This window comes from Nocardioides sp., from assembly GCF_030149505.1.
Classification (GTDB): Bacteria; Actinomycetota; Actinomycetes; order Propionibacteriales; family Nocardioidaceae; genus Nocardioides.
Map to the genome: position 1 here is coordinate 1 of NZ_JASBRN010000019.1, position 25,471 is coordinate 25,471.

Here is a 25,471-nt window from a genome sequence, read left to right on the forward strand (position 1 = left end):
GCTGACGGCATGTCCACGCCCGAGGCACTGCGCTGCCTGAAACGACGTTTGGCCCGCATCGTCTTCAACCACCTCAACACCGATCAAGCAGCGGCCGCGACTGGACTCGCGGCCGCCGCTTGACATAGGAGAAACGCATGGCCTCCGACCGCACCGACCTGCCCGACCTCACCGGCGCCTCGTACGTCGTCACGGGGGCCAACTCCGGGATCGGGCTCGAGGCCGCGCGGAAGCTGGTCGACGCCGGCGGCCACGTCGTGCTGGCGGTCCGCGACCCCGCGCGGGGCGAAGCTGCGGCGGCGACCCTGACCGGGCGCGGCAGCACCGAGGTCGCCGAGCTCGACCTCGCCGACCTGTCCTCGGTGCGCCGCTTCGCCGCCTCGTGGGCCGACCGCGAGATCACCACGCTGGTCAACAACGCCGGGATCATGATGGTCTCCGAGGGCCGCACGGTCGACGGCTTCGAGCGCCAGATCGGCACCAACCACCTGGGCCACTTCGCGCTGACCAACCTGCTGCTGCCGCACGTCACCGACCGTGTCGTCACCGTCTCCTCGGGGCTGCACCACGGCCCGCAGGTCGACCTGGAGGACCTCGACCTGACCCGTGGCTACCGTCCGACCCGCGCCTACCAGCAGTCCAAGCTCGCCAACCTGCTCTTCACCTCCGAGCTGCAGCGCCGCCTCACCGCGGCCGGCCGCGACGTCGTCGCGCACGCCTGCCACCCCGGCTACAGCGCGACCAACCTGCAGAGCCACCACGCCAACCCGCTGATGAACAAGCTGATGTGGATCGGCAACAAGGTCGTCGCCACCAGCGCGGAGTTCGGCGCCCGGCCCACCGTCCACGCCGTCACCGCCGACCTGCCGCCGGACTCCTACATCGGTCCCACTGGCTTCCAGGGCCTGCGCGGGGCCCCGGGGCCCAACCCGCGCTCGGCCCAGGCGCGCGACGCCGATGCCGCGCGCCGGCTGTGGGAGGTCTCCGAGGAACGGACCGGCACCTCGTTCCCGTGGTGAGGTGACCCCGTTCGGTGACCCCGCCCGGGTGCGCCCGCTCCTGGACCCCACTCGCGGATGTCGGTGCCCGCCCGCACAATGGTGCGCGCACGGCACGACGGGCCGTGCTCGTGCAGCCTTGCGAGGGGGACGTCGATGAGCGCCAAGCGTGTCGGGCAGGCACTGCTGGCCACCGTGCTGGCCGTGCTGCTGGTGGTGCTCACCACCGGTGCCAGCGGCGAGCGGCCGGCCGAGCAGGTGCGCGGCGTCCTCGACGGGCAACGGGTGCGGGTCAACCTCCCGGCGACCAGCGACCCCAAGGGCGTCGCGATCTTCTTCCACGGCCAGGGCAGCAACTACAACCACAAGATGGACGGCACCTGGCTGGACGCGCTGCGGCGCGACGGATGGGTCGTGGCCTCCTCGATGTTCCACCGGGAGAACTGGGGCAACCCGCTCTCGACGCAGGACACCATGGCGCTGTGGGACTGGGCCGAGGAGCAGGGCGGCGGTGAGGTCAAGCTCTACATCGGCGCCTCCATGGGCGGCACCACCTCCCTCAACGCCCTCGTCCACGCCGACCGGCGCCCCCCGTGCTGGTACGGCGTGAAGCCTGCCGTCGACATGTCCACCATGGGCAACGTCCCCGGCGCCCGCCGCTTCATCTCCCAGGCCTACGGCGGCCAGCCCTACCCCCGCGACCGCAACCCGGTCGACGCCGCCTTCAAGCTGGCGCAGACCGGCACGACCTTCCGCTTCGTCGCCTCGCCGCGCGACCCCTTCGTGCCCTACGACACCAACAGCGAGGCGATCGTCGACCGGCTCACCGAGTTCGGCGCCGACGTCACCCTGCGCACCGTCGACGGCCCCCACGACGACCCCTCGCACTACAGCGCCCACGACCTGGTGACCTTCGCCAACGAGTGCGCCGGCACCACCGACTGACGCACACCTGCGGCGGCTGCACGGCGGGGATCCCGTACCCAGACGGTCACACCGACCTGCTCGCATGCGCAGACCCTCGTGGCTGAGCGTGGTCGTGAGCGGAATCGTCCCGGTACGTCCGTCCGGGTACGAGGGGTGGGCGCCCGGGTGCCGCCGCGTGATCGCGTCGTAGCCAGACGGTCACACCGGCCCGCTCTGGCGCCCGGCCCCGCCTGGCTGAGCGTGGCCGGCGGCTCCACCGGCTCGATATGACCGTCTGGGTACGCAACGCTTGCGGACAGGGACTCCCCGCGGCCTGCGGGCGGCGCTGTGCGCCGGTCAGCCCCGCAGCAGCCCCGGGCCGAACAGGAAGCGCGAGACGGTGATGCGCAGGGCCACCCGCTCGGGGTTCTCGCGGGGCTGGCGGTAGCGACCGGCGTACCGCCCGACCGCACGGGCGACGTCGGCGGGGTCGGTGGTGGCGACCGCGGTGCCCTCGAGGGTCGACCAGCGGGGGCCGTCGACCTGGCAGGCGGCGACCCGGCCAGGGGTGCGGAGGTGGCGCGCCTTCACCGACCCGCCGCCGGTGATGACCCAGGCGCACTCCTGCTCGAGGTCCAGGGCGACGCCGACCGGCACGACGTGAGGGGAGCCATCGGTGCGCAGGGTCGTGAGCGTGCACAGGTGCCGCTCGGTCCAGAAGTCGAGGAGCGGGGCGGGGAGGTCGCCCCAGCCGGGCTCGAACGAGGCCATGTGTCGTCTCCTGCGGGTCGGGTGGAGGGGTGCGTCAGATCCACCGGGCGAACCAGATGCGGTCCAGCCAGGCGGAGTGGGTCATCAGCTCGTGGGTGAACACCGGCCAGAACCAGGCGAAGTTCAGCAGCACCAGCACGAGGAACGACCCGGCCACGACCACGCCGACGGTGCGGCGGGTGCTGGGCTCGCGCGAGGACCCGATCAGCCGGCCGATCGCCAGGGTCAGCGCGAGCACGACGAACGGCAGCGTGAGCACGGCGTAGAAGAGGAAGATCGGCCGGTCGTCGTAGAGCAGCCACGGCAGCCAGGTCGAGGCCACGCCGACCACGGCCACGCCGTAGCGCCAGTCACGGGCGCCGATCCACATCGCTGCGGCGAAGAGCACCGCGACGATGCCGGCCCACCAGATCATCGGGGTGCCGATGAGCAGCACCTGGCGCAGGCAGTCGCTGCCGGCGGGGGCGGTGCAGCCGCGGGTGCCGGGCTCGATGCCGGTGTCGGCGGCGACGCCGACGGGCCGGTTGAGCAGCAGCCACCCGGACGGCTGGGACTGGTAGGTGTGCGTGGAGCAGTTCAGGAAGTGTGTGTGGAAGGTGTAGACGTCCTGGTGGTAGTACCAGAGCGAGCGCAGCGACTGGGTCACCTCGCCCAGGCCGCTGGCGTCCGGCTCGGTCGCCGTGGGCCAGCGGGCATCGCGGTCCGGGGCGTCGTCGACGAAGGTCTCGCCGTCGCAGCGGCCCTCCCCGCTGAACTGGGTGTACTGCGTGGAGGAGAGCCCCTCCTCGTACTCCCCGGCGTTGGCCAGCCAGCCGGTCCACGACAGCAGGTAGACCACGAAGGCCACCAGCACGAGGTGGGCGAAGGCGGTGGGGGCGTCGGCGACCAGCGAGCGCAGCACCGGGCGGCGTACGCCGAAGGAGCGGCGCGCCCCCGCGCTCCACGCCCACGCCAGCAGCCCGAAGGCGGCCAGCGGGTAGAGCGCGGTCCACTTGGTGCCGATCGCCAGGCCCCAGCAGACCCCGCCCGCCAGCAGCCAGGGCCGGAACAGCAGCGCGCGCACCGGTCCCCACGACGAGGCGTCGGGAGGGGCGGGGAGCCGGGCGGCGAGGCGCGAGCGGAACCAGTCGCGGTCGTTGACCACGCACGCCACCGCGCACAGGGTGAAGAAGGCGACGAAGATGTCGAGCAGCGCCAGCCGCGAGAGCACGAAGTGCAGCCCGTCCAGCATCAGCAGCAGGCCCGCGACCAGGCCGAGCAGCGTGGAGCCGGTCATCCGGCGCGCGAGCCGCACCATCACCACGACCATGAGCGAGCCGACCACGGCAGAGGCGACCCGCCAGCCGAACGGGTCGAGCCCGAAGGCCTTCTCACCCAGGCCGATCAGCAGCTTGCCGACCTCGGGGTGGACGATCATCGACGGCCCGTCGGTCCACAGCCCGTCGCTCGTCCCGGAGAGGATCTGGTCGTTGGCATCCTCGACGTAGCCGCGGACGTAGCCGTTGTTGAGCAGCGACCAGGCGTCCTTGGCGTAGTAGGTCTCGTCGAACTGGAACTCCCTCGGCGTGCCGAGGCGCCACAGCCGCAGGAAGAGCGCCAGCAGGCCGAGCGCCAGCGCGGCGGACCACCCGATGAAGGGGTCCTCGGCGGGCAGCCGCCCGCGGGCGCGGGCCCAGGCGCTCGGCACCGGCCGTCCCTCGGCGGTGGCGGACAGACCGACCTCCGGAGCGCGGGGGACCTCGCGCTCGGGCGCCTGGCTCGTCACGGGCGCCACCCTACGTCCCGGTGCCCGCGCGGGTGGGCGACTCGGTGGACGGTGCGGGCCGGAGGGGCAGCTGCCGGGATGGGAGGATGCCTGCCGTGAGCGGCACGGGAGGACGTACGTCGGGAGCCGCGGGCACGCTGGTGCTGGCCGCCACCCCGATCGGTCGTCCCGAGGACGCGCCGCCGCGGCTGGCCACGGAGCTGGCCACCGCCGACGTGGTGGCCGCGGAGGACACCCGCCGGCTCAAGCGGCTCACCACCGACCTGGGCGTCACGATCACGGGCCGGGTCGTCTCCTACTTCGAGGGCAACGAGTCCGGCCGCACCCCGCAGCTGCTCGAGATGCTCCTTGCCGGTGACCGGGTGCTGCTCGTGACCGACGCCGGCATGCCGAGCGTCAGCGACCCCGGCTACCGCCTCGTGGCCGCCGCGGTCGAGGCCGACGTCCACGTGACCGCGGTGCCGGGGCCGAGCGCGGTGCTGACGGCGCTCGCGGTCAGCGGGCTGCCGGTCGACCGGTTCTGCTTCGAGGGCTTCCTCCCGCGCAAGGCCGGCGAGCGGGCCCGACGGCTCGCCGGGCTCGCGGACGAGCAGCGCACGATGGTCTTCTTCGAGGCCCCGCACCGCACCCAGGCAGCCCTGGCCGCGCTGGCGGAGGCCTTCGGCGCCGACCGACCCGCCGCGGTCTGCCGCGAGCTGACCAAGACCCACGAGGAGGTGCGCCGCGGGCCGTTGGCCGAGCTGGCGGAGTGGGCCGGCGAGGGCGTGCGTGGCGAGGTGACGCTGGTCGTCGCCGGCGCGGCCCCCACGGCCGCGATCGGCTCCGCGCCGGCCGAGCTGCGCGCCGCGGTCGCCGAGCGCGAGGCCGCCGGCACGCCGCGCAAGGCCGCCATCCTCGAGGTGGCGCAGGCTGCCGGCGTACCCAAGCGCGAGGTGTACGACGCCGTCCACAAGCCCCAGGAGGACTCATGAGCGACACCGCCCCTCAGCGCGTCACCGAGGTCGGGCGCGACGGCCTGACCCTCGACGTCCTCGACGAGGGGCCGCTCGACGGACCGGTCGTGGTGCTGTTGCACGGCTTCCCCGAGCGCGCGACGTCGTGGCGGCTGGTCGCACCGCTGCTGCACCGTGCCGGCCTGCGCACCCTGGCCGTCGACCAACGGGGCCACTCCCCGCGAGCGCGCCCCCGCGGCCGCCGGGCGTACGCCGTCCAGGAGTTCGCCCACGACGCGCTCGCGGTCGCCACGGCTGCGACGAGGGCGAGCGGTGGCGGCAAGGTCCACCTGGTCGGCCACGACTGGGGCGCCGCGACCGCCTGGGTCGCCGCCACCCTCGCCCCCGAGAAGGTCGCGAGCCTCACCGCGCTGTCGGTGCCGCACCCCGAGGCGTTCATGCGCTCGTGGTTCACCTCCCGCCAGGGACTGAAGTCCTGGTACATGGCGGCCTTCAACATCCCGCGCCTGCCCGAGCGGCTCGCCCGTCGCGAGGGAGGCCAGTTCGACCGGCTCCTGGGCGGCGGCTTCGGGATGACCCCCGAGGAGGTCGCGACCTTCCGTCGCGAGGTCGTCGAGGACGGCGCGCTGCCCGGCGGCCTGGGCTGGTACCGCTCGTTGCCCTTCATGGACCGCAGCCTGCTCGGTCGCAGGGTCACCGTCCCGACGACGCTGGTGTGGAGCGACGGCGACGCGGCCATCACCCGTGCCCCGGTCGACGCCACCGAGCGCTACGTCCACGCGCCCTACGAGCTGGTCGTCCTGCGTGGCGTCACCCACTGGATCCCCACCCAGGCCCCCGAGGCCGCGGCGGAGGCGATCATCGAGCGGGTGCTCACCGCGTGAGCGGTACCGGAGAGCGAGGGGGAGGACAGGGCCCCACCCGGTCCCGCGCGGCGACCGAGGAGAAGTCCGGGTCCCGGCGCAACCGCGAGCGACCCCCCGCCCCCGAGCCGCTGCCGCACCCGGTCGTCGACAACCACTGCCACCTCGACATCGCCGACTCTGAAGGGGAGTGGTTCGCCACCCGCGACGCCCTGGCCGCCTCGGCCGCGGTGGGGGTGCCCCGGATCGTGCAGATCGGCTGCGACCTGCCGGGGGCGCGCTGGGCCGTCGAGGCCGCGGCCGAGCACCCCGAGATCGTCGCGGGCGTCGCGCTGCACCCCAACGAGGCGCCGCGGCTGGCGGCCGCGGGGCAGCTCCCGGCGGCGTACGACGAGATCGAGGCCCTGGCCCGGCGCGACCGGGTCCGTGCCGTGGGCGAGACCGGGCTCGACCGCTTCCGCACCGGCGAGGAGGGCCGGTCCGCGCAGGAGGAGTCCTTCCGCTGGCACCTCGACCTGGCCAAGCGGCTGGGCAAGACCCTGGTGATCCACGACCGCGACGCCCACGAGGACGTCCTGCGGGTGATCGACGCCGAGGGCGCGCCCGAGCGCTGGGTGATGCACTGCTTCTCCGGCGACGCGCTCTTCGCGCGGGCCTGCCTGGACCGGGGCGCGCACCTGTCTTTCGCGGGCACCGTCACCTTCAAGAACGCCGACCCGCTGCGCGAGGCCCTGGCGCTCGCGCCGCAGGACCGGGTGCTGGTCGAGACCGACGCGCCGTACCTCACGCCGGTGCCCTACCGCGGCCGACCCAACGCCTCCTACCTCGTGCCGCTCACCGTGCGCACGATGGCGGAGGTGCGGGGTGAGGACCTGGGTGACCTGTGCCACGCCATCGACGTGAACACCGACACGGCCTTCGGCGGGCACTGGTAGACCTCGGTGCTGCCACACCCGTCACAAACCCCTGGTCACAAGGGTGAGAGGGGTGCTCAGCGGGTGCTCGGTCACGGCGCGCGCTCCTGGAGGGCCGTGCGAAAAAGTTTCCGGGAAGAGTTGGCGCGAGCCGCGCAAGCCTGTTGTCCTAGGTGACCGTCAGCCGGGATCGAGAGGTCCTGTCGGCGCCCCGGACGGCCCACCAGCCGCCCGGATCCCCCGCACCGACCACCCGCGCACCATCGTGCCCGGGCGAGCGAGGCGGGTGCGCGCCGGCACTCCAGACCCGGGGAGCACCACGTTCGGAGAAGTGTGCAGAGCACCATCACCACCCTCGCCCGCAGCCGCGCAGTCATGGTCGGACTCATCGCCACGGTGGTCCTGGCCGTCGCCGGCACCACCCTGGGGTACGCCGCCCTCGCCGGCACCGTCACCCTCACCGTCGACGGCGAGACCCGTGAGGTCCGCGCCTCCGGCGACACGGTCGCCGACGTGCTGGCCGAGGAGGGCATCGAGCTCGGCTCCCGCGACCTGGTGGCCCCGGAGCCCGGCGACGAGGTCGAGGACGGCAGCGCGATCACCGTGCAGTACGCCAAGCCGCTGACCCTCGAGGTCGACGGCGAGGAGCAGACCCACTGGGTCTTCGCCACAGACATCGACTCCGCGCTGGCCGAGGTCGGGCAGCGCTTCCGCGACGCCGACCTCTCCCTGTCCCGTGGTGGCGAGCTGGACCGCTCCGGCGCCACCCTCGAGGTGACGACGCCGAAGAAGCTGACCCTGGTCATCGCCGGGGCCAAGGCCAAGAAGCGCACCCTCACCGCCGCCACCGTCCGCGAGGCGTTGAAGGAGATGGGTGTCACGATCACCAAGCTCGACGAGGCGAACCTGCGCTTCGACAAGCGCCTGCGCGGCGGCGAGCGGATCGTCTTCACCGACGTGCGGGTCGAGCGGCGCGCCGTCGACGGTGAGACCATCGCCTTCGACACCGTCGAGCGCGAGGACTCCTCGATGCCCGAGGGCGAGACCGAGGTCGTCCAGGAGGGCCGCACCGGGCTGCGCGACGTCGTCTACAAGGTCTTCATCCGCAACGGCGAGGTCGCGGTCCGCGAGGTCGTCAAGGCCCAGGTGCTGCGCCAGCCCGTCGACCGGGTCGTGCGCGTCGGCACCCAGGAGGCCGCGCCCAACTTCGCCGGTGGCAGCACCGTGTGGGACGCCCTCGCCCAGTGCGAGTCCGGCGGCAACTGGGCCATCAACACCGGCAACGGCTACTACGGCGGCCTGCAGTTCTCGCTGAGCACCTGGCGTGCCTACGGCGGCCCTGGCTACCCCCACCAGCAGAGCCGCGAGACCCAGATCGCGATCGCGACCAAGCTGCGCGACGCCTCGGGCGGGTACGGCGCGTGGCCCGGCTGCGCGGCCAAGCTGGGTCTGCCGCGATGACGAGGACGCGCCAGCGGACTCGTCGATGGTGGTCGAGCGAGCGGCACGGCTGAGCCTGCGAAGCCGTGACCCGCGTGTCGAGACCCGGTGAGGCGGCCGCCGAGCCCCACCACACCACCGGATAGCGTGACACTCATGTCTGACACCTCCGCCGGTCCGAGGCTCCTCGGGCCGGCGGAGGTGCGTCAGCTCGCGGCCGAGCTCGACCTCCGCCCCACCAAGCAGCGCGGCCAGAACTTCGTCATCGACCCCAACACGGTGCGCCGCATCGTCCGGGAGTCCGGGGTCGGCCCCGAGGACGTCGTCGTGGAGGTCGGTCCGGGTCTCGGCTCGCTGACCCTCGCGCTGCTCGAGGTCGTGGACCGGGTGGTGGCCGTCGAGCTCGACGAGCTGCTCGCCGCGCGGCTGCCCCGCACGCTGGCCGAGCACGCGGGCGACAGTGCCGAGCGCTGCGAGGTCGTGCTGGCCGACGCCCTGCGCGTCACCGAGCTCCCCGGCCCGCCGCCGACCGCGCTCGTGGCCAACCTGCCCTACAACGTCTCGGTGCCCGTGCTGCTGCACCTGCTGGCGCTCCTGCCCTCCCTCGAGCGCGGCCTGGTGATGGTGCAGGCCGAGGTCGCCGACCGCCTCGCGGCCCGCCCCGGCTCGAAGGTCTACGGCGTCCCCTCGGTCAAGGCCGCGTGGTACGCCGACGTGCGCCGCGCCGGCGCCATCGGCCGCAACGTCTTCTGGCCGGCCCCCAACGTCGACTCCGGCCTGGTGGCCTGGACTCGCCGCGAGCCGCCCACGACCAGCGTCCCGCGCGAGCACGTCTTCGCGATCGTCGACGCCGCCTTCGCCCAGCGTCGCAAGGCCCTGCGCGGGGTGTTGCGGGCGGTCGCCCCGGCCGAGGCGGTCGACGCGGCCCTGGCCGAGGCCGGCGTGGACCCGCTGGCCCGGGGGGAGTCGCTGACCGTCGAGGACTTCGTGCGCATCGCCGAGGCGCTGCCGGTCGTCACCGACGTACGGGACAGCGAGGCGGGCCGATGAGCGAGGCGAGCACCCACGACTCGCGCCGGGTGACGGTGCGGGCGCCGGCCAAGATCAACCTCCACCTGGGCGTCGGCGCCCCGCGGCCCGACGGCTTCCACCCGCTGGCGACGGTCTACCAGGCCGTCGGGCTCTACGACGACGTCACCGTCTCGACCTGGGACGAGTGGTCGGTGCAGGTGCGCTACGAGGGCCTGCTCGCCGACCCCTCGGCCACCGGGCGCCCCGCCGACCGGGGCGTCGAGCACACCGTGCCGCTGGGCGAGGACAACATCGCCGTCCGTGCCGGGCGGGCGCTGCTGGCCCACCACGGCATCGTCGACCTCGCGGCCGCCATCACCATCCACAAGTCGATCCCGGTCGCGGGCGGCATGGCCGGTGGCTCCGCGGACGCCGCCGCCACGCTCGTCGCGCTCGACCGGCTGTGGGACCTCGACACCTCCGACGACGACCTGCTCGCGCTGGCCGCGACCCTGGGCAGCGACGTGCCGTTCTCGCTGCTGGGCGGCACCGCCGGGGGCACCGGCCGCGGCGAGCTCGTCGAGCCGCTCGCCGACGCCGGGTCGTGGTGGTGGGTCGTGGTCGGCAACGACACCGGGCTCTCGACGCCGGAGGTCTACCGCACCTTCGACGAGATGAGCGACCTGGCCTCGCTGCCCGAGCCGGAGCTCCCCGTCGAGCTGCTCGACGCCCTGGCCCGTGGCGACGTCCACGCCCTGGCCGAGCAGCTGGCCAACGACCTGCAGGACCCCGCCCTCGCACTGCGCCCCGACCTCCAGCAGACCTTCGACGACGGGTACGACGCCGGGGCACTGGAGTGCCTGCTCTCCGGATCCGGGCCCAGCGTCCTGCTGCTGTGCGCCGACGCCGACCACGCGCGCACCGTGACCGCGGCGATGCACGAGGCCGGCCACGGCCGTGCCGTCGCCGTACCCGCCCCGGTGTCCGGCGTGCACGTCGTCTCCTACGACGGGCCGGTGGGCTGAGCCCGTGTCGAACCTGCTGAACCTCGAGCTCGTCTCGAAGTCCTACGGCGTGCGCCCGCTGCTCTCCGAGGTCTCCCTCGGCGTGGGGGAGGGCGACCGGATCGGCATCGTCGGGCGCAACGGCGACGGCAAGACCACGCTGCTGGAGGTCATGACCGGCCTGGAGGAGCCCGACACCGGTCGCGTCTCGCGCCGCCGCGGGCTCGAGATCGGCTACCTGCACCAGGGCGACGAGCTCGTCGACACCCACAGCGTGCGCGAGGCGGTCCTCGGCGGCCTCGCCGACCACGAGTGGGCCGCCCGCACCGTCACCCGCGAGGTCGTCGAGGAGCTGCTCGCCGGCATCCCCCTCGACCGGGCGGTCGTCGGCCTCTCCGGCGGCGAGCGGCGCCGCTGCTCCCTGGCTGCGCTGCTGCTGGGCGAGCACGACCTGCTCGTCCTCGACGAGCCCACCAACCACCTCGACGTCGAGGCCGTCGCCTGGCTCGCCGCGCACCTGCGCGCCCGCGACAGCGCGCTGGTCGTCGTCACCCACGACCGGTGGTTCCTCGACGAGGTCTGCCAGTGGACCTGGGAGGTCCACGACGGCGTGGTCGACGTCTACGAGGGCGGGTACGCCGCGTTCACCCTCGCCAAGGCCGAGCGGATGCGCCAGGCCTCGGCCGCAGAGGTACGCCGGCAGAACCTCGTGCGCAAGGAGCTGGCCTGGCTGCGCCGCGGCCCGCCGGCGCGGACGTCGAAGCCGAAGTTCCGCATCGACGCAGCCAACGCCCTCATCGACGACGTCCCGCCCCCGCGGGACCGGCTCGAGCTCGAGCGCTTCGCCACCCAGCGCCTCGGCAAGGACGTCGTGGACCTCGAGGACGTCGACCTGGTCCGTGGCGAGCGCACCCTGCTCTCGCACGCCACCTGGCGGCTGGGCCCCGGCGACCGCGTGGGGATCGTGGGCGTCAACGGCGCCGGCAAGACCTCGGTGCTCAACCTGCTCTCGGGCGCGGTGCAGCCGCAGGTCGGCCGGGTCAGGCAGGGCCGCACGGTGAAGCTCGCGCACCTGACGCAGGCGATCGACGAGGTCGACCCCGACGCCCGGGTGCTCGCCACGGTCGAGGACATCCGCCGGGTGTCGAAGACCCTCGACGGCCGCGAGCTCTCCGCGACCTCGCTGCTGGAGCGCTTCGGCTTCACCGGCGACCGGCTGACGGCCCGCCTCGGCGACCTGTCCGGTGGCGAGCGGCGCCGCTTCCAGCTGCTCAAGCTGCTGCTGGAGGAGCCCAACGTCCTGCTGCTCGACGAGCCCACCAACGACCTGGACATCGAGACCCTCAACGTCCTCGAGGACTTCCTCGACGGCTGGCCCGGCACGCTCGTCGTCGTCTCCCACGACCGCTACTTCCTGGAGCGGGTCACCGACTCCACCTGGGCGCTGCTCGGCGACGGGCAGATCTCGATGCTCCCGCGCGGGGTCGACGAGTACCTCGAGCGGCGGAGCGCGCAGCTGGGGGCGACGAAGGAGCCCCCGGCGTGGGCGCGCGAAGGTCGAGCAAGCGACGCGAGCGAGGAACGAGCTCGCACGAGCGTGTCGAGACCGGGTGACGCGGTCACCGAGGGCGACGACAACGGCGCGCCCCCGAAGGCCAAGGCCGGCTCCGCCGAGGAGCGGGCCGCCCGCAAGACCCTGTCCCGCCTCGACAAGCGGCTGGAGAGGATCGCCGAGCGCGAGGCCGAGCTCAACGCCCTGGTGCTCGAGCACGCGACCGACCACCAGCGGCTCGCGGAGATCTCGGCCGAGCTCGCGACGCTGTCGGCGGAGAAGGACGAGGTCGAGATGGAGTGGCTCGAGGCCGCCGAGCTGCTGGAGTAGCCCGCGGGACCGGCGCGGGGGAGCAGCAGGCAAGGTAGTCAGAACGGGTCATCCCCGGCGTACCTCCCGGGCAGAACGGCCTCGCCGACCCCGCCGATGCCTCCACGATCCTTCAGGTCGGTGCGCATGAAGCCGATCTGAAGATCCCGGTGGACACGGAGGTCCGCCCCGGCCGAGGAGGCGAGATGCACCAGCTTCCCCACACCCGCGACGTGCTCGTCCTCAGCGGAGGCGCCTCGCGCGGCGCCGTCCAGGTCGGGATGATGCGGGCCCTCGTCGAGCGGGGCATCCGCCCGGCGGCGTACGTCGGTACCTCCGTCGGCGCCCTCAACTCCGTCTTCCTCGCCGGGGCCGGCGCCGACTCGCCGGGCGACCTCGCAGAGCGCGTGCAGCAGCTGGGCCAGCACTGGTCGCGGATCCAGAGCCGCGACGTCTTCCCCGGCAGCCACTGGACCCGGATCGGCCACGTCGTGCGGCACCCGGCCTCGCTGTACTCCTCCGACGGCCTGCTGCGCCTGGTCCGCACCTGGGCCCCGACGCACCGGCTCGAGGACCTCCCCGTCCCGGTGCGGGTGGTGACGACGCGGCTGGAATCCAGCGACGCGGTCTACCACGACCGGGGCGACCTGCAGACCCTGCTGCTGGCCAGCACCGCGCTGCCCAGCATCTTCGACCCGGTCCGCCTCATGGGCGAGGACGGACCCGAGACCCACGTGGACGGCGGCATCGCCGATCTCGTGCCGGTGGCCGGCGCTCCCTCGCTGGCCCCTTCGCGGGTGTTCGTGCTCGACGCGAGCGTGCCCGCGCGGCTGCGGCGCGTCCGCACCCCCATCGACGTGCTGCTGGCGAGCCTGGCGGTCTCGATGCGGGTGCGGCCGACCGTGGCCATGCCGGGGGTCGAGGTCGTGCACCTCGCCGCCCCCGACCTCGGCGTGCGGATGCACGACTTCTCCCGCACCGCCGAGCACATCGCCCTGGGCTACCGCGCCGCCTGCGAGGCCCTCGGTCCGCTCGGGCAGGACCGCACCGTCGCCGCCTGATCACGCACGCGTCAGCGGGTGTGATCGCCGGTGGTCGAGCAGCGACCGCGGCTGAGGGACGAAGCCGCGACGGAGCGTGTCGAGACCGCGCGAGCTGACCATGGGCGGTGACCAAAGCGAGTGTGCTTGCGCCGCTCCGGTGGAGCGGCTCAGTCAGCGAAGGGCGCGAGCAGGGTGCGGAGCAGCTCGGCGAGCCGGGCACGGTCGCGCTCGGGGAGTCCGGAGAGGAAGGCCTGCTCGGCCTCGAGGAGCGCCTCGAAGGCGCTGTCGACGGCCGCCTTGCCCTCGGGCGTGAGTCGGACCAGGACACCGCGCCGGTCGGCGGGGTCGGGGTTGCGCTCGACGTACCCCCGTGCGACGAGCCGGTCGACCCGGTTGGTCATGGTGCCGCTGGTCACGAGGGTCTCGCGCAGGAGGCGGCCGGGGGAGAGCTCGTACGGCGTGCCGGCGCGGCGCAGCGCGGCCAGCACGTCGAACTCCCACGATTCGATGCCCTGGGCGGTGAAGGCCGCCCGGCGCGCGAGGTCGAGGTGGCGCGAGAGTCGGCTGATCCGGCTGAACACGGCGACGGGGCCCAGGTCGAGGTCGCTGCGCTCGCGCGCCCACGCCTCCACCAGCTCGTCGACCTCGTCCCGCATGCGTTCAGGGTACGGGACGTCGAGATTCTCGACGTCGAGAGAGTCTGAGGGGGTTCGTTTCATCGGCCGGCCGATGAACCTTGCGGCGGGCCGATGAAGCAACGTCGGCCCTCCGCAAGGTCTGTCGGCCGGCCGATGAAACTTTCGGCCGCCCGACCCGCCTACGCTGCCCCCGTGCCCCGCGCCCAGCCCGAGACCCTGACCGTCGACCTGCCCTCCGGCCTGCACGTCTCGGCCCTGACGTGGGGCCCCGAGGACGGCCCGCTCGCGGTGCTGCTGCACGGCTTCCCGGACACCGCGCACACCTGGCGCCACCTCGGCCCGGTGCTGGCGGAGGACGGCTGGCGGGTGGTGGCGCCGTTCCTGCGCGGCTACGCGCCGACCGGGCTGGCCCCCGACGGCAGCTACCACGTGCCGGCGCTGGTCCACGACACGATCGCCCTGCACGCGGCGCTGGGCGGCGACGAGCGCGCGGTCGTCGTCGGCCACGACTGGGGCGCGCTGGTCGCGCACGGCACGGGTGCGGCCGAGCACACGCCGTACGCCGCCGCCGTGGCGATGGCCGTCCCACCGGCCCCGGCGCTCTTCCCGCGCGGGTTGGGCGACCTGCCGCTGCTGGCCCGCCAGTCGCTCCTGAGCTGGTACACCGTGTTCCACCAGCTGCCCCTGCTCCCCGAGCGGGTCTTCTCCGCGCACGTGGCGCGGCTGTGGCGCGCCTGGTCCCCGGGCTACGACCCCGGCGAGGACCTCGAGCACCTGGCCGCGGCGCTGCCCGACCGCGCCCACCGCAAGGCCGCGATCGACTACTACCGGGCGGCGCCGCGCCGGGGCGCCCTGCCGACGGCGTACGCCGACCTGGCCGACACCTGGCTGCAGCTGCCGCGGGTGCCGCTGCTCTACCTCCACGGCGCGCGCGACGGCTGCCTGGACTCGCGCTTCGCCGCCCGGCTGGTCGAGCTGCTGCCCGAGCTGCCGGCGCGCAGCCGGGTCGAGGTGGTCCCGAGCGCGGGGCACTTCCTGCAGCTCGAGCGACCCGACCGGGTCGCCGCGCTGGTGCGCACCTTCCTCGCAGAAGTCTCTTGACATCAAGATAAATGCGGGCGATGCTCGAGATGTCTTGACGTCAAGATATCTGGAGGAAGCCGTGCCGCTGGATGCACCGACCTGGGACCCCACCCGCTACCTCGCGTACGCCGACGAGCGGTCGCGGCCGTTCGGCGAGCTGCTCGCACGGGTGCCCGCCCCCGCCGACCGGGTCCGCACCGTGGTCGACCTCGGCTGCGGGCCCGGCCACCTGACGCCGCTGATCACCTCGCGCTGGCCCGGTGCCGCGGTCCACGGGCTCGACTCGAGCCCGGAGATGGTGGCGGCCGCCCGCGACCGCGGCGACGGCACTGACGGGGCGACCTACGACGTGGCTGACCTGCGCGACTGGCTCGCCGGCGACGAGCGCGCCGACGTGCTCGTCACGAACGCGACGCTGCAGTGGGTGCCCGACCACCTCGCGCTGCTCCCCGGCCTGGTCGAGCACGTGACCCCGGGCGGCTGGCTCGCGATCGGGGTGCCCGCGAACTTCGACGAGCCGAGCCACGTGCTGCGCGAGCAGCTCGCCGCCGAGGAGCCGTACGCCGAGCACACGCGCGGCGTCTCGTCGCCGACCGCCCCGGGGGCCCGCGCCTACCTCGAGGCGCTCGCCGCGCTCGGCTGCACGGTCGACGCCTGGGAGACGACCTACCTGCACGTCCTGGTCGGCGAGGACCCGGTCTTCACGTGGATCTCCGGCACGGGCGCGCGACCGACGCTCCAGGCGCTCCCCGAGGACCTCCGCCCCGGGTTCGAGTCCGAGCTCAAGGCGCGGTTGCGGGCGGCGTACCCGCCCGGACCGGCGGGGGTGGTGATGCCCTTCAGGCGGGCGTTCGTGGTGGCCCGGGTCCCGGGCGATGGCGCAGCGACCGGGGGAGCGGAGTGATGCGGCTGCACCACGTCCAGCTCGCCTGCCCGCCGGGTGGCGAGGACGTCGCGCGCCGGTTCTGGGTCCAGGGCCTGGGGCTGGTCGAGGTGCCCAAGCCGGCCACGCTGGCGGGGCGGGGCGGCGCCTGGTTCCGCTCGTACGACGGTGGGCTGGAGGTCCACGTGGGCGTCGAGGACCCGTTCGCGCCCGCGCGCAAGGCCCACCCCGCCGTGCTGCTGGACGACGTGGCGGAGCTGGACCGGGTGGCGGACCGGCTCGAGGCGCTCGGTCACGAGGTGGACGCCTCCGAGCGCGACACCTTTCCCGGGCATGCGCGCTGGCACGTGCGCGACGGGCACGGCAACCGAGTCGAGCTGCTGGCCGCTCGCGGGTGATCCGTGCGGCCCGCACGGGGCCGGTGCGGGAGGGCGCGACGTAACCCCCGGGGGTTTCCCGCGTTTGACTCGTGTCGACCCGTTCGGCGCGCCCACCGGCGCGACGGCGGCATGGTCTTGGGGGGCCGAGGGACGACGCCTCTTGCCACGACGGCCCACAGGTCGTCTCCAGAAAGGGCCGACCCACCGATGGACGACTGCACCCGATCGAGTGACCCGTCACCCGTGGTGAACCGGGTCAAGCGCGCGCAGGGACAGCTGGCCGGCGTGCTGCGGATGATCGAGGAGGACCGTCAGCTCGACGACGTCCTCAACCAGCTCAAGGCCGTGACCCGGGCGCTGGAGCGCGCCGGGTTCGCGATGGTCACCCAGGACCTGCGCCGCCAGCTCGCCAACGGCGAGGAGATCTCCGAGGCCGACCTGGACGCCTACGAGCGGCACTTCCTGTCGCTCTCATGAGTCCGGCAGGGTCCTGGCGCCCAGAGGTTACCGACCGGTAGCATCCGACCGCATGAGCCAGGTCCTCTCGCTGTGGCGCACCGCCAGCAGCCTCCCCGTCATCGGCAGCAGCATCGGCACGCGTGCCTTCAGCCTGGCCTTCGGCCAGAAGGCGCCGTACTTCTCCTCGATCCGCCCGCGGTTCACCGTGCTCGAGCCCGACCACGCCGAGCTCGTGATCCCCAAGCGCCGGGCCGTGCACAACCACATCGGCACCGTCCACGCGATCGCGCTGTGCAACGGCCTCGAGGCCGCGATGGGCGCGCTCGCCGAGGTCACCATCCCCTCGGACCGCCGGTGGATCCCCCAGGGAATGGACGTGCGCTACACCGCCAAGGCGACCAGCGACATCACGTGCATCGCCGAGACCGACCCCGAGCAGTGGACCGCGGAGCTCGGTGACGGCTACGACCTGCCCGTCCGCGTCCGCGGCACCCGCGACGACGGCACGGTCGTCATCGAGGGCACGATCAACCTCTGGGTCAGCCCGAAGCGCTGACCGGCAGTCCTCTCAGCCGCGGTCGCAACGGGGCCCGATGCGGACCCGGGCGGAGTGCGTGGTGCCGTCGGCCTGCTCGACGGTCGCGGAGACCTCGCGGCACCCGCCGTACACCCCCACGAAGAACGGGAAGTTCAGCAGCTCCTGGCTGCCGCCCGGTTCGTCCGTGGCGTAGGTCTCGCCGTAGTTCGCACGGTTCTCGGGTGCGGTGAACGTGACCCGCGCCGGCACCGGGCGGATCGGGTCGAAGTCCGAGACCTGCAGGCAGTAGAGCGCCGCGAGGTCGGGGGCCCGGTCCACGAGCACCGCCCGCAGGAACACCTCTCCCTCCAGGGACCGGAAGTCCACGTCGACCGGTTCGTCCGTTCCGTCGGGGCACACCACGGCCCGCCCGTCGATCAGCGCGAGCCGATCGTCGATGCTCGGAGTCGGGGAGCGGGGGTCGTCCACCAGCTGCCACACCAGTGCGCCCGTCACGAAGCCGAGCACAGCGGCCACGACCGCGGTTCGTCGCGTGCTCACAGTCCGCCGGGGCCTCCGCCGCGGCTCTGCGACTCGAGAGTGATCCCGGCCGTGGCCGGGTCGGGTGAGGAGTACGACGAGCTGCTCAGCCGACGTTCGAGGTAGACCGCCAGTCGCGACAGCGCGTAGTTGATGAGGATGAACAGCGATCCGACGATGGACAGTGACTGGATCGGGTTGTCGAGCACCTGGGAGATCTGGTTCCCGCGCCGGAGCAGCTCGAGGTAACCGAGACCGATGACGGCGGCCAGCGAGGTGTCCTTGAGGACCACCACCAGCTGGCTGATCAGCGCCGGCAGCATGGTCCGGAACGCTTGCGGCAGGAGGATCGCCCGCATGACCTGGCCCTCGGTCATGCCGACGGCACGGCCGGCCTCGCCCTGTCCGCTCGGCAGCGAGGCGACGCCGGCGCGCAGGATCTCGGCCACGATCACCGAGTTGTAGAGCGTCAGCCCGATGACGAGGTACCACAGGGCGTCCTCGCCCGGGAGCACGTCGACAGGGACGCCGAGCTCGACCATGGCACGCCACACGAAGACGATCGTGATGACGACCGGCAAGCCTCTGAACAGCTCGATGAAGGCGACGACGGGGATCCGGCCGATCCGGCCGGTCATCATGCGGGTCACCCCGAGGAGAACGCCCACGACGAGCGAGAAGGTGATGGCGAGAACCGCAGCGATGCCCGTCGCGAGTGCGCCCTTGCCCACGAGCTCCCAGACCTGGGCGAAGTCGTCGGAGCCGGGGTTGATCCAGGGCTCCCACAGCTCGGCGTCGAACTGGCCGCGGCTGGCGAGTCGCTGTACCGCGACACCGAGCAGGCCCGCGATGAAGAGCAGGGCGAGGGCGGTCCCGATCCGCTGACGGCGTACGGCGCGCGGACCGGGGACGTCGTAGAGGACGCTCTGGTCGCTCATCGCGCGATCGCCACCTTCCGCTCGATGACCGCCAGGGCGGCGCCGGCGCTGAGGGTGATCACGAGGTAGCCGATCGCCACGCCGGTCAGGACGGGGATGTACTCGAACCCGCGGGCGCTCGTCAGTGTGCGCCCCACGCTGTAGAGGTCGCCGCCGATGCCGAAGGCCCCCGCGACGGCGGAGTTCTTGAACATGGCGATCTGGACGCTGCCCAGCGGTGGGACGGCCGAGCGGAAGGCCTGGGGCAAGACGACCTCCCGCATGGTCTGGCTGAAGGTGAGGCCGATCGCACGAGCGGCCTCCGCCTGCCCTGCAGGGACGGCGTTGATGCCCGAGCGGAGTGCCTCGCACACGAACGCCGAGGTGTAGATGACCAACCCGACGATCCCGAAGGTGAAGAAGCTGTAGTTGATGCCCAGCTCCGGCAGCCCGAAGGCCATGAAGAACAGCACGATCGTCAGGGGGCAGTTGCGGACCACCGTGACGTAGGCCGACCCGAAGGAACGCAGGGCGGCGATGGGGGAGACCCGGAAGGCAGCGATGAGGGTGCCGAGCAGCATCGAGCCGACGAGGCTGTAGACGATGAACTCCAGCGACGTCAGGAACCCGGACCAGTAGAGGTCCAGGTTGTCGATCACCGGTTCCACGGCGTGCTCCTCGTCGGGTCAGGGGCGGTGTGCGGGTGGGGGCGCCATCGGCGGCGCCCCCACCCGGTGCTCAGTCCTGCGCTGTGCGCCTGGTTGTCAGACGCACTCGTCGGGCTCGGGGAGCTCGGGCTCCTCGGTGCCCTCGACCTCACCGGCGGTGCGCTCCCAGGCGGCGAGGTAGGCGTCCTCGTTCTCCTGGAGCGTCTCGTTGATGAACTCGCAGAACTCGACGTCGCCCTTCTCGATCCCGATGCCGTAGGGCTCCTCGGTGAACTGCTCCCCGACGAGCTTGAACTCGCCGTCGGACTCCGAGACGAAGCCGAGCAGGATCACGTTGTCGGTCGTCACGATGTCGACCTGGCCGTTGCTCAGCGCGTCGGCACACTTGTCGTAGATGTCGAAGAGGACCAGCTGGTCGTCGTTCGCGAGGTACTCGCGGATGTTCTCCGAGGGCGTCGAGCCGGTGACGGAGCAGACCTTGAGGTCCGGGTTGTCCGCGATGTCCTCGGGGCCCTCGATGGCGTCCTGGTCGGCATTGACCATGAGCATCTGCCCGGCCTCGTAGTACGGCCCGGCAAAGGTCACGCGCTCCTTGCGCTCGTCGTTGATCGTGTACGTCGCCACGACCATGTCGACGTCGCCGTCCTCGATCACCTGCTCGCGGATGTCGGAGGTCGCCTCGACCCACTCGATGTCCTCCTCGGCGATGCCGAGGGCGCCGGCGATGATCTTGCCGACCTCGACGTCGAAGCCCTCGGGGACGTCGTCGAGACCCAGCAGGCCGAAGCCGGGCTGGTCGAACTTCGTGCCGATCCGGATCGTGCCCGCCTCTGCGAGCTCGGCCATCGTGGTGCCGGCCTCGAAGTCGGTCTCGGAGGCGACCTCGACCTCGTCGTCGCCACCTCCGCAGGCGGCCAGGCTGCCGGCCAGGACGAGGGCCGCTGCTGCGGACCCGAGCTTGCTGAATCGCATCCTTCTCTTCTCCTTCTTCCGAGTTCGACAGGCGTCGAGGTGGGGGATTGCGTCGGGGGTGCGGGGGGAGGGCCTGGCCTCGGGGTGGGTGCTGCGCCTCAGTGCTTGAGGATCTTGCCGAGGAAGTCCTGGGCCCGCTCCGAGCGCGGGTTGGTGAAGAACTCCTCCGGGGTGCCCTCCTCGACGATCGCGCCGTCGGCCATGAAGACGACCCGGTCGGCGGCCGTGCGGGCGAAGCCCATCTCGTGGGTGACCACGACCATCGTCATGCCCTGGCGCGCCAGGTCGACCATGACGTCGAGGACCTCCTTGATCATCTCCGGGTCCAGCGCGGAGGTCGGCTCGTCGAAGAGCATCACCTTCGGGTCCATCGCCAGCGCGCGGGCGATGGCGACGCGCTGCTGCTGGCCGCCGGAGAGCTGGGCGGGGTACTTCGCGGACTGGTGGGCGATGCCGACGCGGTCGAGCAGCTCGAGGCCGCGCTTCTCGGCCTCGGCCTTCTTCTGGCCCCGGACCTTGATCGGGCCGAGGGTGACGTTCTCGAGGATCGTCTTGTGGGCGAAGAGGTTGAAGCTCTGGAACACCATGCCGACCTCGGCGCGCAGCCTGGCCAGCTCCTTGCCCTCCTGCGGCAGCGGCTGCCCGTCGAGCGTGATGGTGCCCTTGTCGATGGTCTCGAGCCGGTTGATCGTGCGGCACAGCGTCGACTTGCCCGAGCCGGAGGGACCGATGACGACGACGACCTCGCCGCGGGCGACGCTGAGGTTGATGTCCTGCAGGACGTGCAGGTCGCCGAACCACTTGTCGACGTGCTCCAGCACCACGAGCGGGGCACCGTTCGCTGCGCTGACCCCCGAGTCGGACTGCGTCATGGACCAGCACCCTAGTCACACCGGAGTGACCCGCGCCACGGCCGCGGCAGCGGGGGAGGGTCCCGATCAGGTCACGATCGGGTCGCGGCGACCGGTCAGCCCCGGGGGTGCTCGCCCAGGAACACCGGGTTGGTCAGGGCGACCATCGCCAGGCCCGGCACGCCCGCGAGCGGGTCGAGCACCGGGGCGCCGTCGAGGCGGCGTACCTCGGCGCGGACGAAGGACGCGAGCACGGCCGGCACCCGCACCGCAACCTCGGCGCCACCTTCGTCGTCGGTCACGGCACCACCGACGACACCCACCGGCCCGCGCAGCTGGGCCAAGCAGCCGGGGGCGCCGGCGACGGTGAGGCGTACGTCGACGAGGTCCGTCGCCGAAGCCCCGAGCGCCTCCCCGCAGGTGGCCGTGCGGTCCCCGAGCGAGGCGGTGAGGGAGAGGTCGACGGCGCTGGACTCCGCGATCCACGAGTGCCCGCCGCGCAGGCCCTGCACCACCGCAGGCGTCGAGAGGGTGCCGGCGCGCACGACGGTCTGGGGGAGACCCACGACCTGGCCCTCGGTGTGGGAGTCGCTGCTGCCCATCACCGGCACGTAGGTCCCAGCCACGAGCATCGCGTGCCACGCCTCGACCGCGACCTGGTCGTCGAGGGTCCAGGGGCCGTTCCAGATCTCGACGAGGTCCATGGCGGCGTACGTCGGGTCGAAGCCCCACGTCGATCCCGGCCCGGGCGCGAACGGGTGCGCGGTGACCGCGAGGCCGCCGACCCCGCGGACCCGCTCGGTGAAGGTGGCGAGCGCGTCGTCCTCGGGGCGGTAGCGCCAGTCGATCCACGTGCCCGCCGGCAGCCCGAGCGCGAGCCAGTGGCCGGCGCGGGTCGTGACCTCCTCGCCGTTGACGACGAGGAGGTCGTCGGGGGCGTGCCGGCCCCAGGTCAGCTGGGCGGAGGAGGTGTTGTGCTCGGTCGAGCCGATGAAGTCCAGGCCCGCCTCACGGGCGAGCGCGGCCAGTGAGGCCTGGGTGTGCCGCCCGTCGGAGTGGACGGTGTGGAGGTGGCAGTCGCCGCGGTACCACCCCGGGCCCGTGCCGGGGACCCGTCGCGGGGCGGGCTGGGGTCGGAACCGGCGGCGCTCGCGGCCGAAGTGGAGCGTCACGCGCACCTCGTAGTCCACGCCCGGCGGCACGACCGCGAAGGGTCCGAGCGCGACGTGCCAGGTGCCTGCGGTGATCGGGCCGGCGAGGTAGCCCGGCGTCGCGCGACGGGCGCTGATCCGGAAGGAGTCGCGGGCCCCGCCCGACCAGCCGCGGAGCCCGGTGGCGCCGTTCCCGTCGTCCAGGTCGGTGCCGCGCGGGTCGAAGATGCCGATGTCGATCACGTTGGCGCTGAAGCCGAGCCCGGTGTCGGTCTTCTCGTAGGAGTAGGACACCTCGATCTCCCGGACCCCGGGCGGCACCTCGACCGGCAGGTAGTGCCAGTCGGGGGTCGCGACCCCGCTGAAGGAGCCGATGTAGGTCTCGGTGCGGCTCTCACCGGCCGCGGCCGGGTCGAAGCGGAGCACGGCCGCGGTCGTCACCAGGCCCGTGGAGCCGGCCAGCAGCGCACGTCGGCTCGCGGTCACGGGCCGGCGGGAGTGGTGCTCGCAGGTGCACATGACCGGTCCAACGAGGGACGGCGGGATTCGGGACGCGCCCGTGCGCCGCCGTACCCTGAGCGGCGTCATGCGCACCTACGAGGTACGCACCTACGGGTGCCAGATGAACGTCCACGACTCCGAGCGGCTCAGCGGACTGCTCGAGGACGCGGGCTACGCGCGTGCCGCCACCGGCGAGCGGCCCGACGTGGTCGTCTTCAACACCTGCGCGGTGCGCGAGAACGCCGACAACAAGCTCTACGGCAACCTCGGCCACCTCGCGCCGGTGAAGGCCGAGCACCCCGGGATGCAGATCGCCGTCGGCGGCTGCCTGGCGCAGAAGGACCGCGACACGATCACCCGCACGGCGCCGTACGTCGACGTCGTCTTCGGCACCCACAACATCGGCTCTCTGCCGGTGCTGCTGGAGCGCGCGCGGGTGCAGCAGGAGGCCCAGGTCGAGATCCTGGAGAGCCTCGACGTCTTCCCCTCGACGCTGCCCACCAAGAGGGAGAGCGCGTACGCCGCCTGGGTGTCGGTGTCGGTGGGTTGCAACAACACCTGCACCTTCTGCATCGTCCCGGCGCTGCGCGGCAAGGAGAAGGACCGGCGACCCGGCGACATCCTGGCCGAGGTCGAGGCGCTCGTGGCCGAGGGCGTCTCGGAGGTCACCCTGCTCGGGCAGAACGTCAACGCCTACGGCGTGGAGTTCGGCGACCGGCAGGCCTTCTCCAAGCTGCTGCGCGCGTGCGGCGAGATCGAGGGCCTCGAGCGGGTGCGCTTCACCAGCCCGCACCCGGCGGAGTTCACCGACGACGTCATCGACGCGATGGCCGAGACCCCCAACGTCATGCCCAGCCTGCACATGCCGCTGCAGTCCGGCTCGGACCGGCTGCTGAGGGAGATGCGCCGCTCCTACCGCTCGGCGAAGTACCTCGGCATCCTCGAGCGGGTGCGCGAGCGGATCCCGCACGCCGCCATCACCACCGACATCATCGTCGGCTTCCCCGGCGAGACCGAGGAGGACTTCCTCGAGACGATGCGGGTCGTGCGGGAGTCGCGCTTCGCCAGCGCCTTCACCTTCCAGTACTCCAAGCGCCCCGGCACCCCCGCCGCCGACCTGCCCGACCAGGTACCCGCCGACGTGGTCAAGGACCGCTACGGCCGGCTCGTCGACCTCGTCAACGAGATCGCCTGGGAGGAGAACAAGGCGGTCGTCGGGCGCACCGTCGAGCTCATGGTCGCCGAGGGCGAGGGCCGCAAGGACTCCGAGACCCAGCGGCTCTCCGGGAGGGCCCCGGACAACCGGCTCGTGCACTTCGCGGCGCCCGAGGAGGCGGTGCGGCCGGGCGACATGGTCACGGTCGAGGTCACGTACGCCGCGCCCCACCACCTCGTCGCCGACCGGGTGCTGTCGGTGCGTCGTACCCGCTCGGGTGACGCGTGGGAGGCCCGGGCCACGGGACAGGCCCCCGCAGGTGCGTCCGCGGGCGTGGGCCTCGGCATGCCGACCGTCGGCGTGCCCGCGCCGCTCCCGGACGCCCCCGCCTGCCGCTGAGCCCTCTCTTCACCTACAGTCCGGCGGGTGCCCGCCGACCAGCCCACGATCCTGGCCACCTCCGGTGGCGCCGTCGCCGCCGAGCGCATCCGCTGGGGCGTCGGCCCGCTCACCGACCTGGCCGTCGACCTCTCCGGGGTCTCCGGCCGCGCCCCGAAGGTGTGCTTCCTGGGCACCGCCTGCGGTGACTCGCCCGCCCTCGTGCGCGACTTCTACGACGCCGCGCAGGCGCGCGGCTTCCACGGGTCGCACCTGCAGCTGTTCACGATGCCCAACGTCGAGGACACCACCGCCCACCTGCTCGAGCAGGACGTCGTGTGGGTGTGGGGCGGCTCGGTCGCGGGACTGCTGGCGATGTGGCGGCTGCACGGCGTGGACGAGGCGATGCGCACGGCGTGGGAGGCCGGCGTCGTGCTGACCGGGGTCTCGGCCGGGTCGATCTGCTGGCACGTCGGCGGCACCACCGACTCCTTCGGTCCCGAGCTGCGGCCGATCACCAACGGACTCGGCCTGCTGCCGTGGAGCAACGGCGTGCACTACGACTCCGAGGAGCAGCGGCGCCCGCTCTTCCAGTCCCTCGTCGCCGACGGCACCCTGCCCACCGGCTACGCCACCGACGACGGCGCGGGGCTGCTCTACCGCGGCACCGAGATGGTGCAGGCCTACGCCGAGCGCGACGGCGCCGGCGCCTACCTCGTCGAGCGCGGCCCGGACGGGCAGGCGGTCGAGACCGAGTTGGACGTCACCCGCCTCTGACGCTCGGCCGCAGCCCCGCCGGTCCGACGGCTCGCCCTTGCCCGTCGCAGCGGCCCACGGTCGACGCGGCC

The 25,471-nt window shown here is 73.0% G+C and carries 26 protein-coding genes; 17 read left to right on the plus strand and 9 right to left on the minus strand.

The features are described from left to right. Nucleotides 1-137 precede the first annotated feature (137 nt). Together Q1V71_RS03400 and Q1V71_RS03405 are read left to right on the plus strand one after the other, a co-directional pair. On the plus strand, nt 138-1,019 hold the full coding sequence (locus Q1V71_RS03400; RefSeq protein ID WP_300640742.1) for an oxidoreductase: 882 nt from the start codon (nt 138-140) through the stop codon (nt 1,017-1,019). 135 nt (nt 1,020-1,154) lie between these two features. Continuing rightward, nucleotides 1,155-1,943 carry a hypothetical protein gene (locus Q1V71_RS03405; RefSeq protein ID WP_300640744.1) on the plus strand — a complete coding sequence of 263 codons (789 nt, stop codon included), beginning with the start codon at nt 1,155-1,157 and terminating at the stop codon, nt 1,941-1,943. A 318-nt stretch (nt 1,944-2,261) separates the two neighbouring features. Here Q1V71_RS03405 and Q1V71_RS03410 read toward each other — a convergent pair whose 3' ends face one another. Then, on the minus strand, nt 2,262-2,675 hold the full coding sequence (locus Q1V71_RS03410; protein WP_300640746.1) for a PPOX class F420-dependent oxidoreductase: 414 nt from the start codon (nt 2,673-2,675) through the stop codon (nt 2,262-2,264). A gap of 34 nt (nt 2,676-2,709) precedes the next feature. Then, nucleotides 2,710-4,440, minus strand: a complete 1,731-nt coding sequence (locus Q1V71_RS03415; protein ID WP_300640748.1) for a phospholipid carrier-dependent glycosyltransferase — start codon at nt 4,438-4,440, stop codon at nt 2,710-2,712. Between the two features lie 95 nt (nt 4,441-4,535). Here Q1V71_RS03415 and rsmI point away from each other — a divergent pair, with 95 nt between their 5' ends. From rsmI to Q1V71_RS03455, 8 genes are all read left to right on the plus strand, one after another. Continuing rightward, nucleotides 4,536-5,411, plus strand: coding sequence for a 16S rRNA (cytidine(1402)-2'-O)-methyltransferase (rsmI, locus tag Q1V71_RS03420; protein ID WP_300640750.1), 876 nt, complete (start codon nt 4,536-4,538; stop codon nt 5,409-5,411). Next, nucleotides 5,408-6,277: an alpha/beta fold hydrolase gene (locus tag Q1V71_RS03425; protein ID WP_300640752.1), complete on the plus strand. Its 870-nt coding sequence runs from the start codon at nt 5,408-5,410 to the stop codon at nt 6,275-6,277. The genes rsmI and Q1V71_RS03425 overlap by 4 nt, the downstream gene beginning before the upstream one ends. Next, the gene (locus tag Q1V71_RS03430) at nt 6,274-7,191 is read left to right on the plus strand and encodes a TatD family hydrolase (RefSeq protein WP_300640754.1); all 918 of its coding nucleotides are present in this window, start codon (nt 6,274-6,276) and stop codon (nt 7,189-7,191) included. Before Q1V71_RS03425 ends, Q1V71_RS03430 begins: the two co-directional genes overlap by 4 nt. A gap of 312 nt (nt 7,192-7,503) precedes the next feature. Continuing rightward, the gene (locus Q1V71_RS03435; protein ID WP_300640756.1) at nt 7,504-8,631 is read left to right on the plus strand and encodes a resuscitation-promoting factor; all 1,128 of its coding nucleotides are present in this window, start codon (nt 7,504-7,506) and stop codon (nt 8,629-8,631) included. A 135-nt stretch (nt 8,632-8,766) separates the two neighbouring features. After that, nucleotides 8,767-9,660: a 16S rRNA (adenine(1518)-N(6)/adenine(1519)-N(6))-dimethyltransferase RsmA gene (gene rsmA, locus Q1V71_RS03440; RefSeq protein ID WP_300640758.1), complete on the plus strand. Its 894-nt coding sequence runs from the start codon at nt 8,767-8,769 to the stop codon at nt 9,658-9,660. Continuing rightward, the gene (locus Q1V71_RS03445; protein ID WP_300640759.1) at nt 9,657-10,646 is read left to right on the plus strand and encodes a 4-(cytidine 5'-diphospho)-2-C-methyl-D-erythritol kinase; all 990 of its coding nucleotides are present in this window, start codon (nt 9,657-9,659) and stop codon (nt 10,644-10,646) included. Before rsmA ends, Q1V71_RS03445 begins: the two co-directional genes overlap by 4 nt. Before the next feature lie 4 nt (nt 10,647-10,650). Continuing rightward, nucleotides 10,651-12,507 carry an ABC-F family ATP-binding cassette domain-containing protein gene (locus tag Q1V71_RS03450; RefSeq protein ID WP_300640761.1) on the plus strand — a complete coding sequence of 619 codons (1,857 nt, stop codon included), beginning with the start codon at nt 10,651-10,653 and terminating at the stop codon, nt 12,505-12,507. Nucleotides 12,508-12,692: 185 nt separating this feature from the next. After that, on the plus strand, nt 12,693-13,547 hold the full coding sequence (locus Q1V71_RS03455) for a patatin-like phospholipase family protein (protein WP_300640763.1): 855 nt from the start codon (nt 12,693-12,695) through the stop codon (nt 13,545-13,547). Nucleotides 13,548-13,696: 149 nt separating this feature from the next. On the opposite strand, the gene Q1V71_RS03460 is transcribed toward Q1V71_RS03455, so the two are convergent. Then, a complete protein-coding gene (locus Q1V71_RS03460; protein ID WP_300640765.1) occupies nt 13,697-14,185 on the minus strand; it encodes a MarR family winged helix-turn-helix transcriptional regulator in 489 nt (162 codons plus the stop codon). Between the two features lie 174 nt (nt 14,186-14,359). Between Q1V71_RS03460 and Q1V71_RS03465 the strand changes: the two genes are divergently transcribed. The 5 genes from Q1V71_RS03465 to Q1V71_RS03485 all read left to right on the plus strand — a co-directional run bounded on the left by Q1V71_RS03465 (nt 14,360) and on the right by Q1V71_RS03485 (nt 17,528). Next, entirely contained in the window at nt 14,360-15,268 is a 909-nt protein-coding gene (locus tag Q1V71_RS03465; RefSeq protein ID WP_300640767.1) for an alpha/beta fold hydrolase, read from the plus strand. A gap of 61 nt (nt 15,269-15,329) precedes the next feature. Further along, complete coding sequence (locus Q1V71_RS03470; RefSeq protein ID WP_300640769.1) at nt 15,330-16,154, plus strand: methyltransferase domain-containing protein; 825 nt, start codon at nt 15,330-15,332, stop codon at nt 16,152-16,154. Next, nucleotides 16,154-16,531: a VOC family protein gene (locus Q1V71_RS03475; RefSeq protein ID WP_300640771.1), complete on the plus strand. Its 378-nt coding sequence runs from the start codon at nt 16,154-16,156 to the stop codon at nt 16,529-16,531. The genes Q1V71_RS03470 and Q1V71_RS03475 overlap by 1 nt, the downstream gene beginning before the upstream one ends. A gap of 189 nt (nt 16,532-16,720) precedes the next feature. Next, on the plus strand, nt 16,721-16,990 hold the full coding sequence (locus Q1V71_RS03480) for a metal-sensitive transcriptional regulator (protein WP_300640773.1): 270 nt from the start codon (nt 16,721-16,723) through the stop codon (nt 16,988-16,990). A gap of 52 nt (nt 16,991-17,042) precedes the next feature. Further along, nucleotides 17,043-17,528: a hotdog fold domain-containing protein gene (locus Q1V71_RS03485; protein WP_300640775.1), complete on the plus strand. Its 486-nt coding sequence runs from the start codon at nt 17,043-17,045 to the stop codon at nt 17,526-17,528. A gap of 12 nt (nt 17,529-17,540) precedes the next feature. Here Q1V71_RS03485 and Q1V71_RS03490 read toward each other — a convergent pair whose 3' ends face one another. The 6 genes from Q1V71_RS03490 to Q1V71_RS03515 form a co-directional block, all read right to left on the minus strand. After that, nucleotides 17,541-18,026 carry a hypothetical protein gene (locus tag Q1V71_RS03490; RefSeq protein WP_300640777.1) on the minus strand — a complete coding sequence of 162 codons (486 nt, stop codon included), beginning with the start codon at nt 18,024-18,026 and terminating at the stop codon, nt 17,541-17,543. 20 nt (nt 18,027-18,046) lie between these two features. After that, on the minus strand, nt 18,047-18,967 hold the full coding sequence (locus tag Q1V71_RS03495; protein WP_300640778.1) for an amino acid ABC transporter permease: 921 nt from the start codon (nt 18,965-18,967) through the stop codon (nt 18,047-18,049). Next, on the minus strand, nt 18,964-19,614 hold the full coding sequence (locus Q1V71_RS03500; RefSeq protein WP_300640780.1) for an amino acid ABC transporter permease: 651 nt from the start codon (nt 19,612-19,614) through the stop codon (nt 18,964-18,966). The genes Q1V71_RS03495 and Q1V71_RS03500 overlap by 4 nt, the downstream gene beginning before the upstream one ends. A gap of 96 nt (nt 19,615-19,710) precedes the next feature. Beyond that, entirely contained in the window at nt 19,711-20,586 is an 876-nt protein-coding gene (locus Q1V71_RS03505; protein ID WP_300640782.1) for a glutamate ABC transporter substrate-binding protein, read from the minus strand. 98 nt (nt 20,587-20,684) lie between these two features. Then, the gene (locus Q1V71_RS03510; RefSeq protein WP_300640784.1) at nt 20,685-21,458 is read right to left on the minus strand and encodes an amino acid ABC transporter ATP-binding protein; all 774 of its coding nucleotides are present in this window, start codon (nt 21,456-21,458) and stop codon (nt 20,685-20,687) included. A gap of 95 nt (nt 21,459-21,553) precedes the next feature. Next, the gene (locus Q1V71_RS03515; protein ID WP_300640786.1) at nt 21,554-23,107 is read right to left on the minus strand and encodes a CehA/McbA family metallohydrolase; all 1,554 of its coding nucleotides are present in this window, start codon (nt 23,105-23,107) and stop codon (nt 21,554-21,556) included. A gap of 67 nt (nt 23,108-23,174) precedes the next feature. Here Q1V71_RS03515 and miaB point away from each other — a divergent pair, with 67 nt between their 5' ends. Beyond that, nucleotides 23,175-24,644 carry a tRNA (N6-isopentenyl adenosine(37)-C2)-methylthiotransferase MiaB gene (miaB, locus tag Q1V71_RS03520; protein WP_300640788.1) on the plus strand — a complete coding sequence of 490 codons (1,470 nt, stop codon included), beginning with the start codon at nt 23,175-23,177 and terminating at the stop codon, nt 24,642-24,644. A 27-nt stretch (nt 24,645-24,671) separates the two neighbouring features. Continuing rightward, on the plus strand, nt 24,672-25,400 hold the full coding sequence (locus Q1V71_RS03525; RefSeq protein ID WP_300640790.1) for a peptidase E: 729 nt from the start codon (nt 24,672-24,674) through the stop codon (nt 25,398-25,400). The last annotated feature ends 71 nt before the right edge of the window (nt 25,401-25,471 follow it).

Coding starts and splice junctions, on each gene's coding strand:
- Q1V71_RS03445 (WP_300640759.1), top strand. CDS start 9,657: ATGAGCGAGGCGAGCACCCACGACTCGCGCCGGGTGACGGTGCGGGCG.
- Q1V71_RS03400 (WP_300640742.1), top strand. CDS start 138: ATGGCCTCCGACCGCACCGACCTGCCCGACCTCACCGGCGCCTCGTAC.
- Q1V71_RS03475 (WP_300640771.1), top strand. CDS start 16,154: ATGCGGCTGCACCACGTCCAGCTCGCCTGCCCGCCGGGTGGCGAGGAC.
- Q1V71_RS03485 (WP_300640775.1), top strand. CDS start 17,043: ATGAGCCAGGTCCTCTCGCTGTGGCGCACCGCCAGCAGCCTCCCCGTC.
- Q1V71_RS03505 (WP_300640782.1), bottom strand. CDS start 20,586: ATGCGATTCAGCAAGCTCGGGTCCGCAGCAGCGGCCCTCGTCCTGGCC.
- miaB (WP_300640788.1), top strand. CDS start 23,175: ATGCGCACCTACGAGGTACGCACCTACGGGTGCCAGATGAACGTCCAC.
- Q1V71_RS03515 (WP_300640786.1), bottom strand. CDS start 23,107: ATGTGCACCTGCGAGCACCACTCCCGCCGGCCCGTGACCGCGAGCCGA.
- Q1V71_RS03480 (WP_300640773.1), top strand. CDS start 16,721: ATGGACGACTGCACCCGATCGAGTGACCCGTCACCCGTGGTGAACCGG.
- Q1V71_RS03460 (WP_300640765.1), bottom strand. CDS start 14,185: ATGCGGGACGAGGTCGACGAGCTGGTGGAGGCGTGGGCGCGCGAGCGC.
- Q1V71_RS03495 (WP_300640778.1), bottom strand. CDS start 18,967: ATGAGCGACCAGAGCGTCCTCTACGACGTCCCCGGTCCGCGCGCCGTA.
- rsmA (WP_300640758.1), top strand. CDS start 8,767: ATGTCTGACACCTCCGCCGGTCCGAGGCTCCTCGGGCCGGCGGAGGTG.
- Q1V71_RS03510 (WP_300640784.1), bottom strand. CDS start 21,458: ATGACGCAGTCCGACTCGGGGGTCAGCGCAGCGAACGGTGCCCCGCTC.
- Q1V71_RS03405 (WP_300640744.1), top strand. CDS start 1,155: ATGAGCGCCAAGCGTGTCGGGCAGGCACTGCTGGCCACCGTGCTGGCC.
- Q1V71_RS03455 (WP_300640763.1), top strand. CDS start 12,693: ATGCACCAGCTTCCCCACACCCGCGACGTGCTCGTCCTCAGCGGAGGC.
- Q1V71_RS03425 (WP_300640752.1), top strand. CDS start 5,408: ATGAGCGACACCGCCCCTCAGCGCGTCACCGAGGTCGGGCGCGACGGC.
- Q1V71_RS03410 (WP_300640746.1), bottom strand. CDS start 2,675: ATGGCCTCGTTCGAGCCCGGCTGGGGCGACCTCCCCGCCCCGCTCCTC.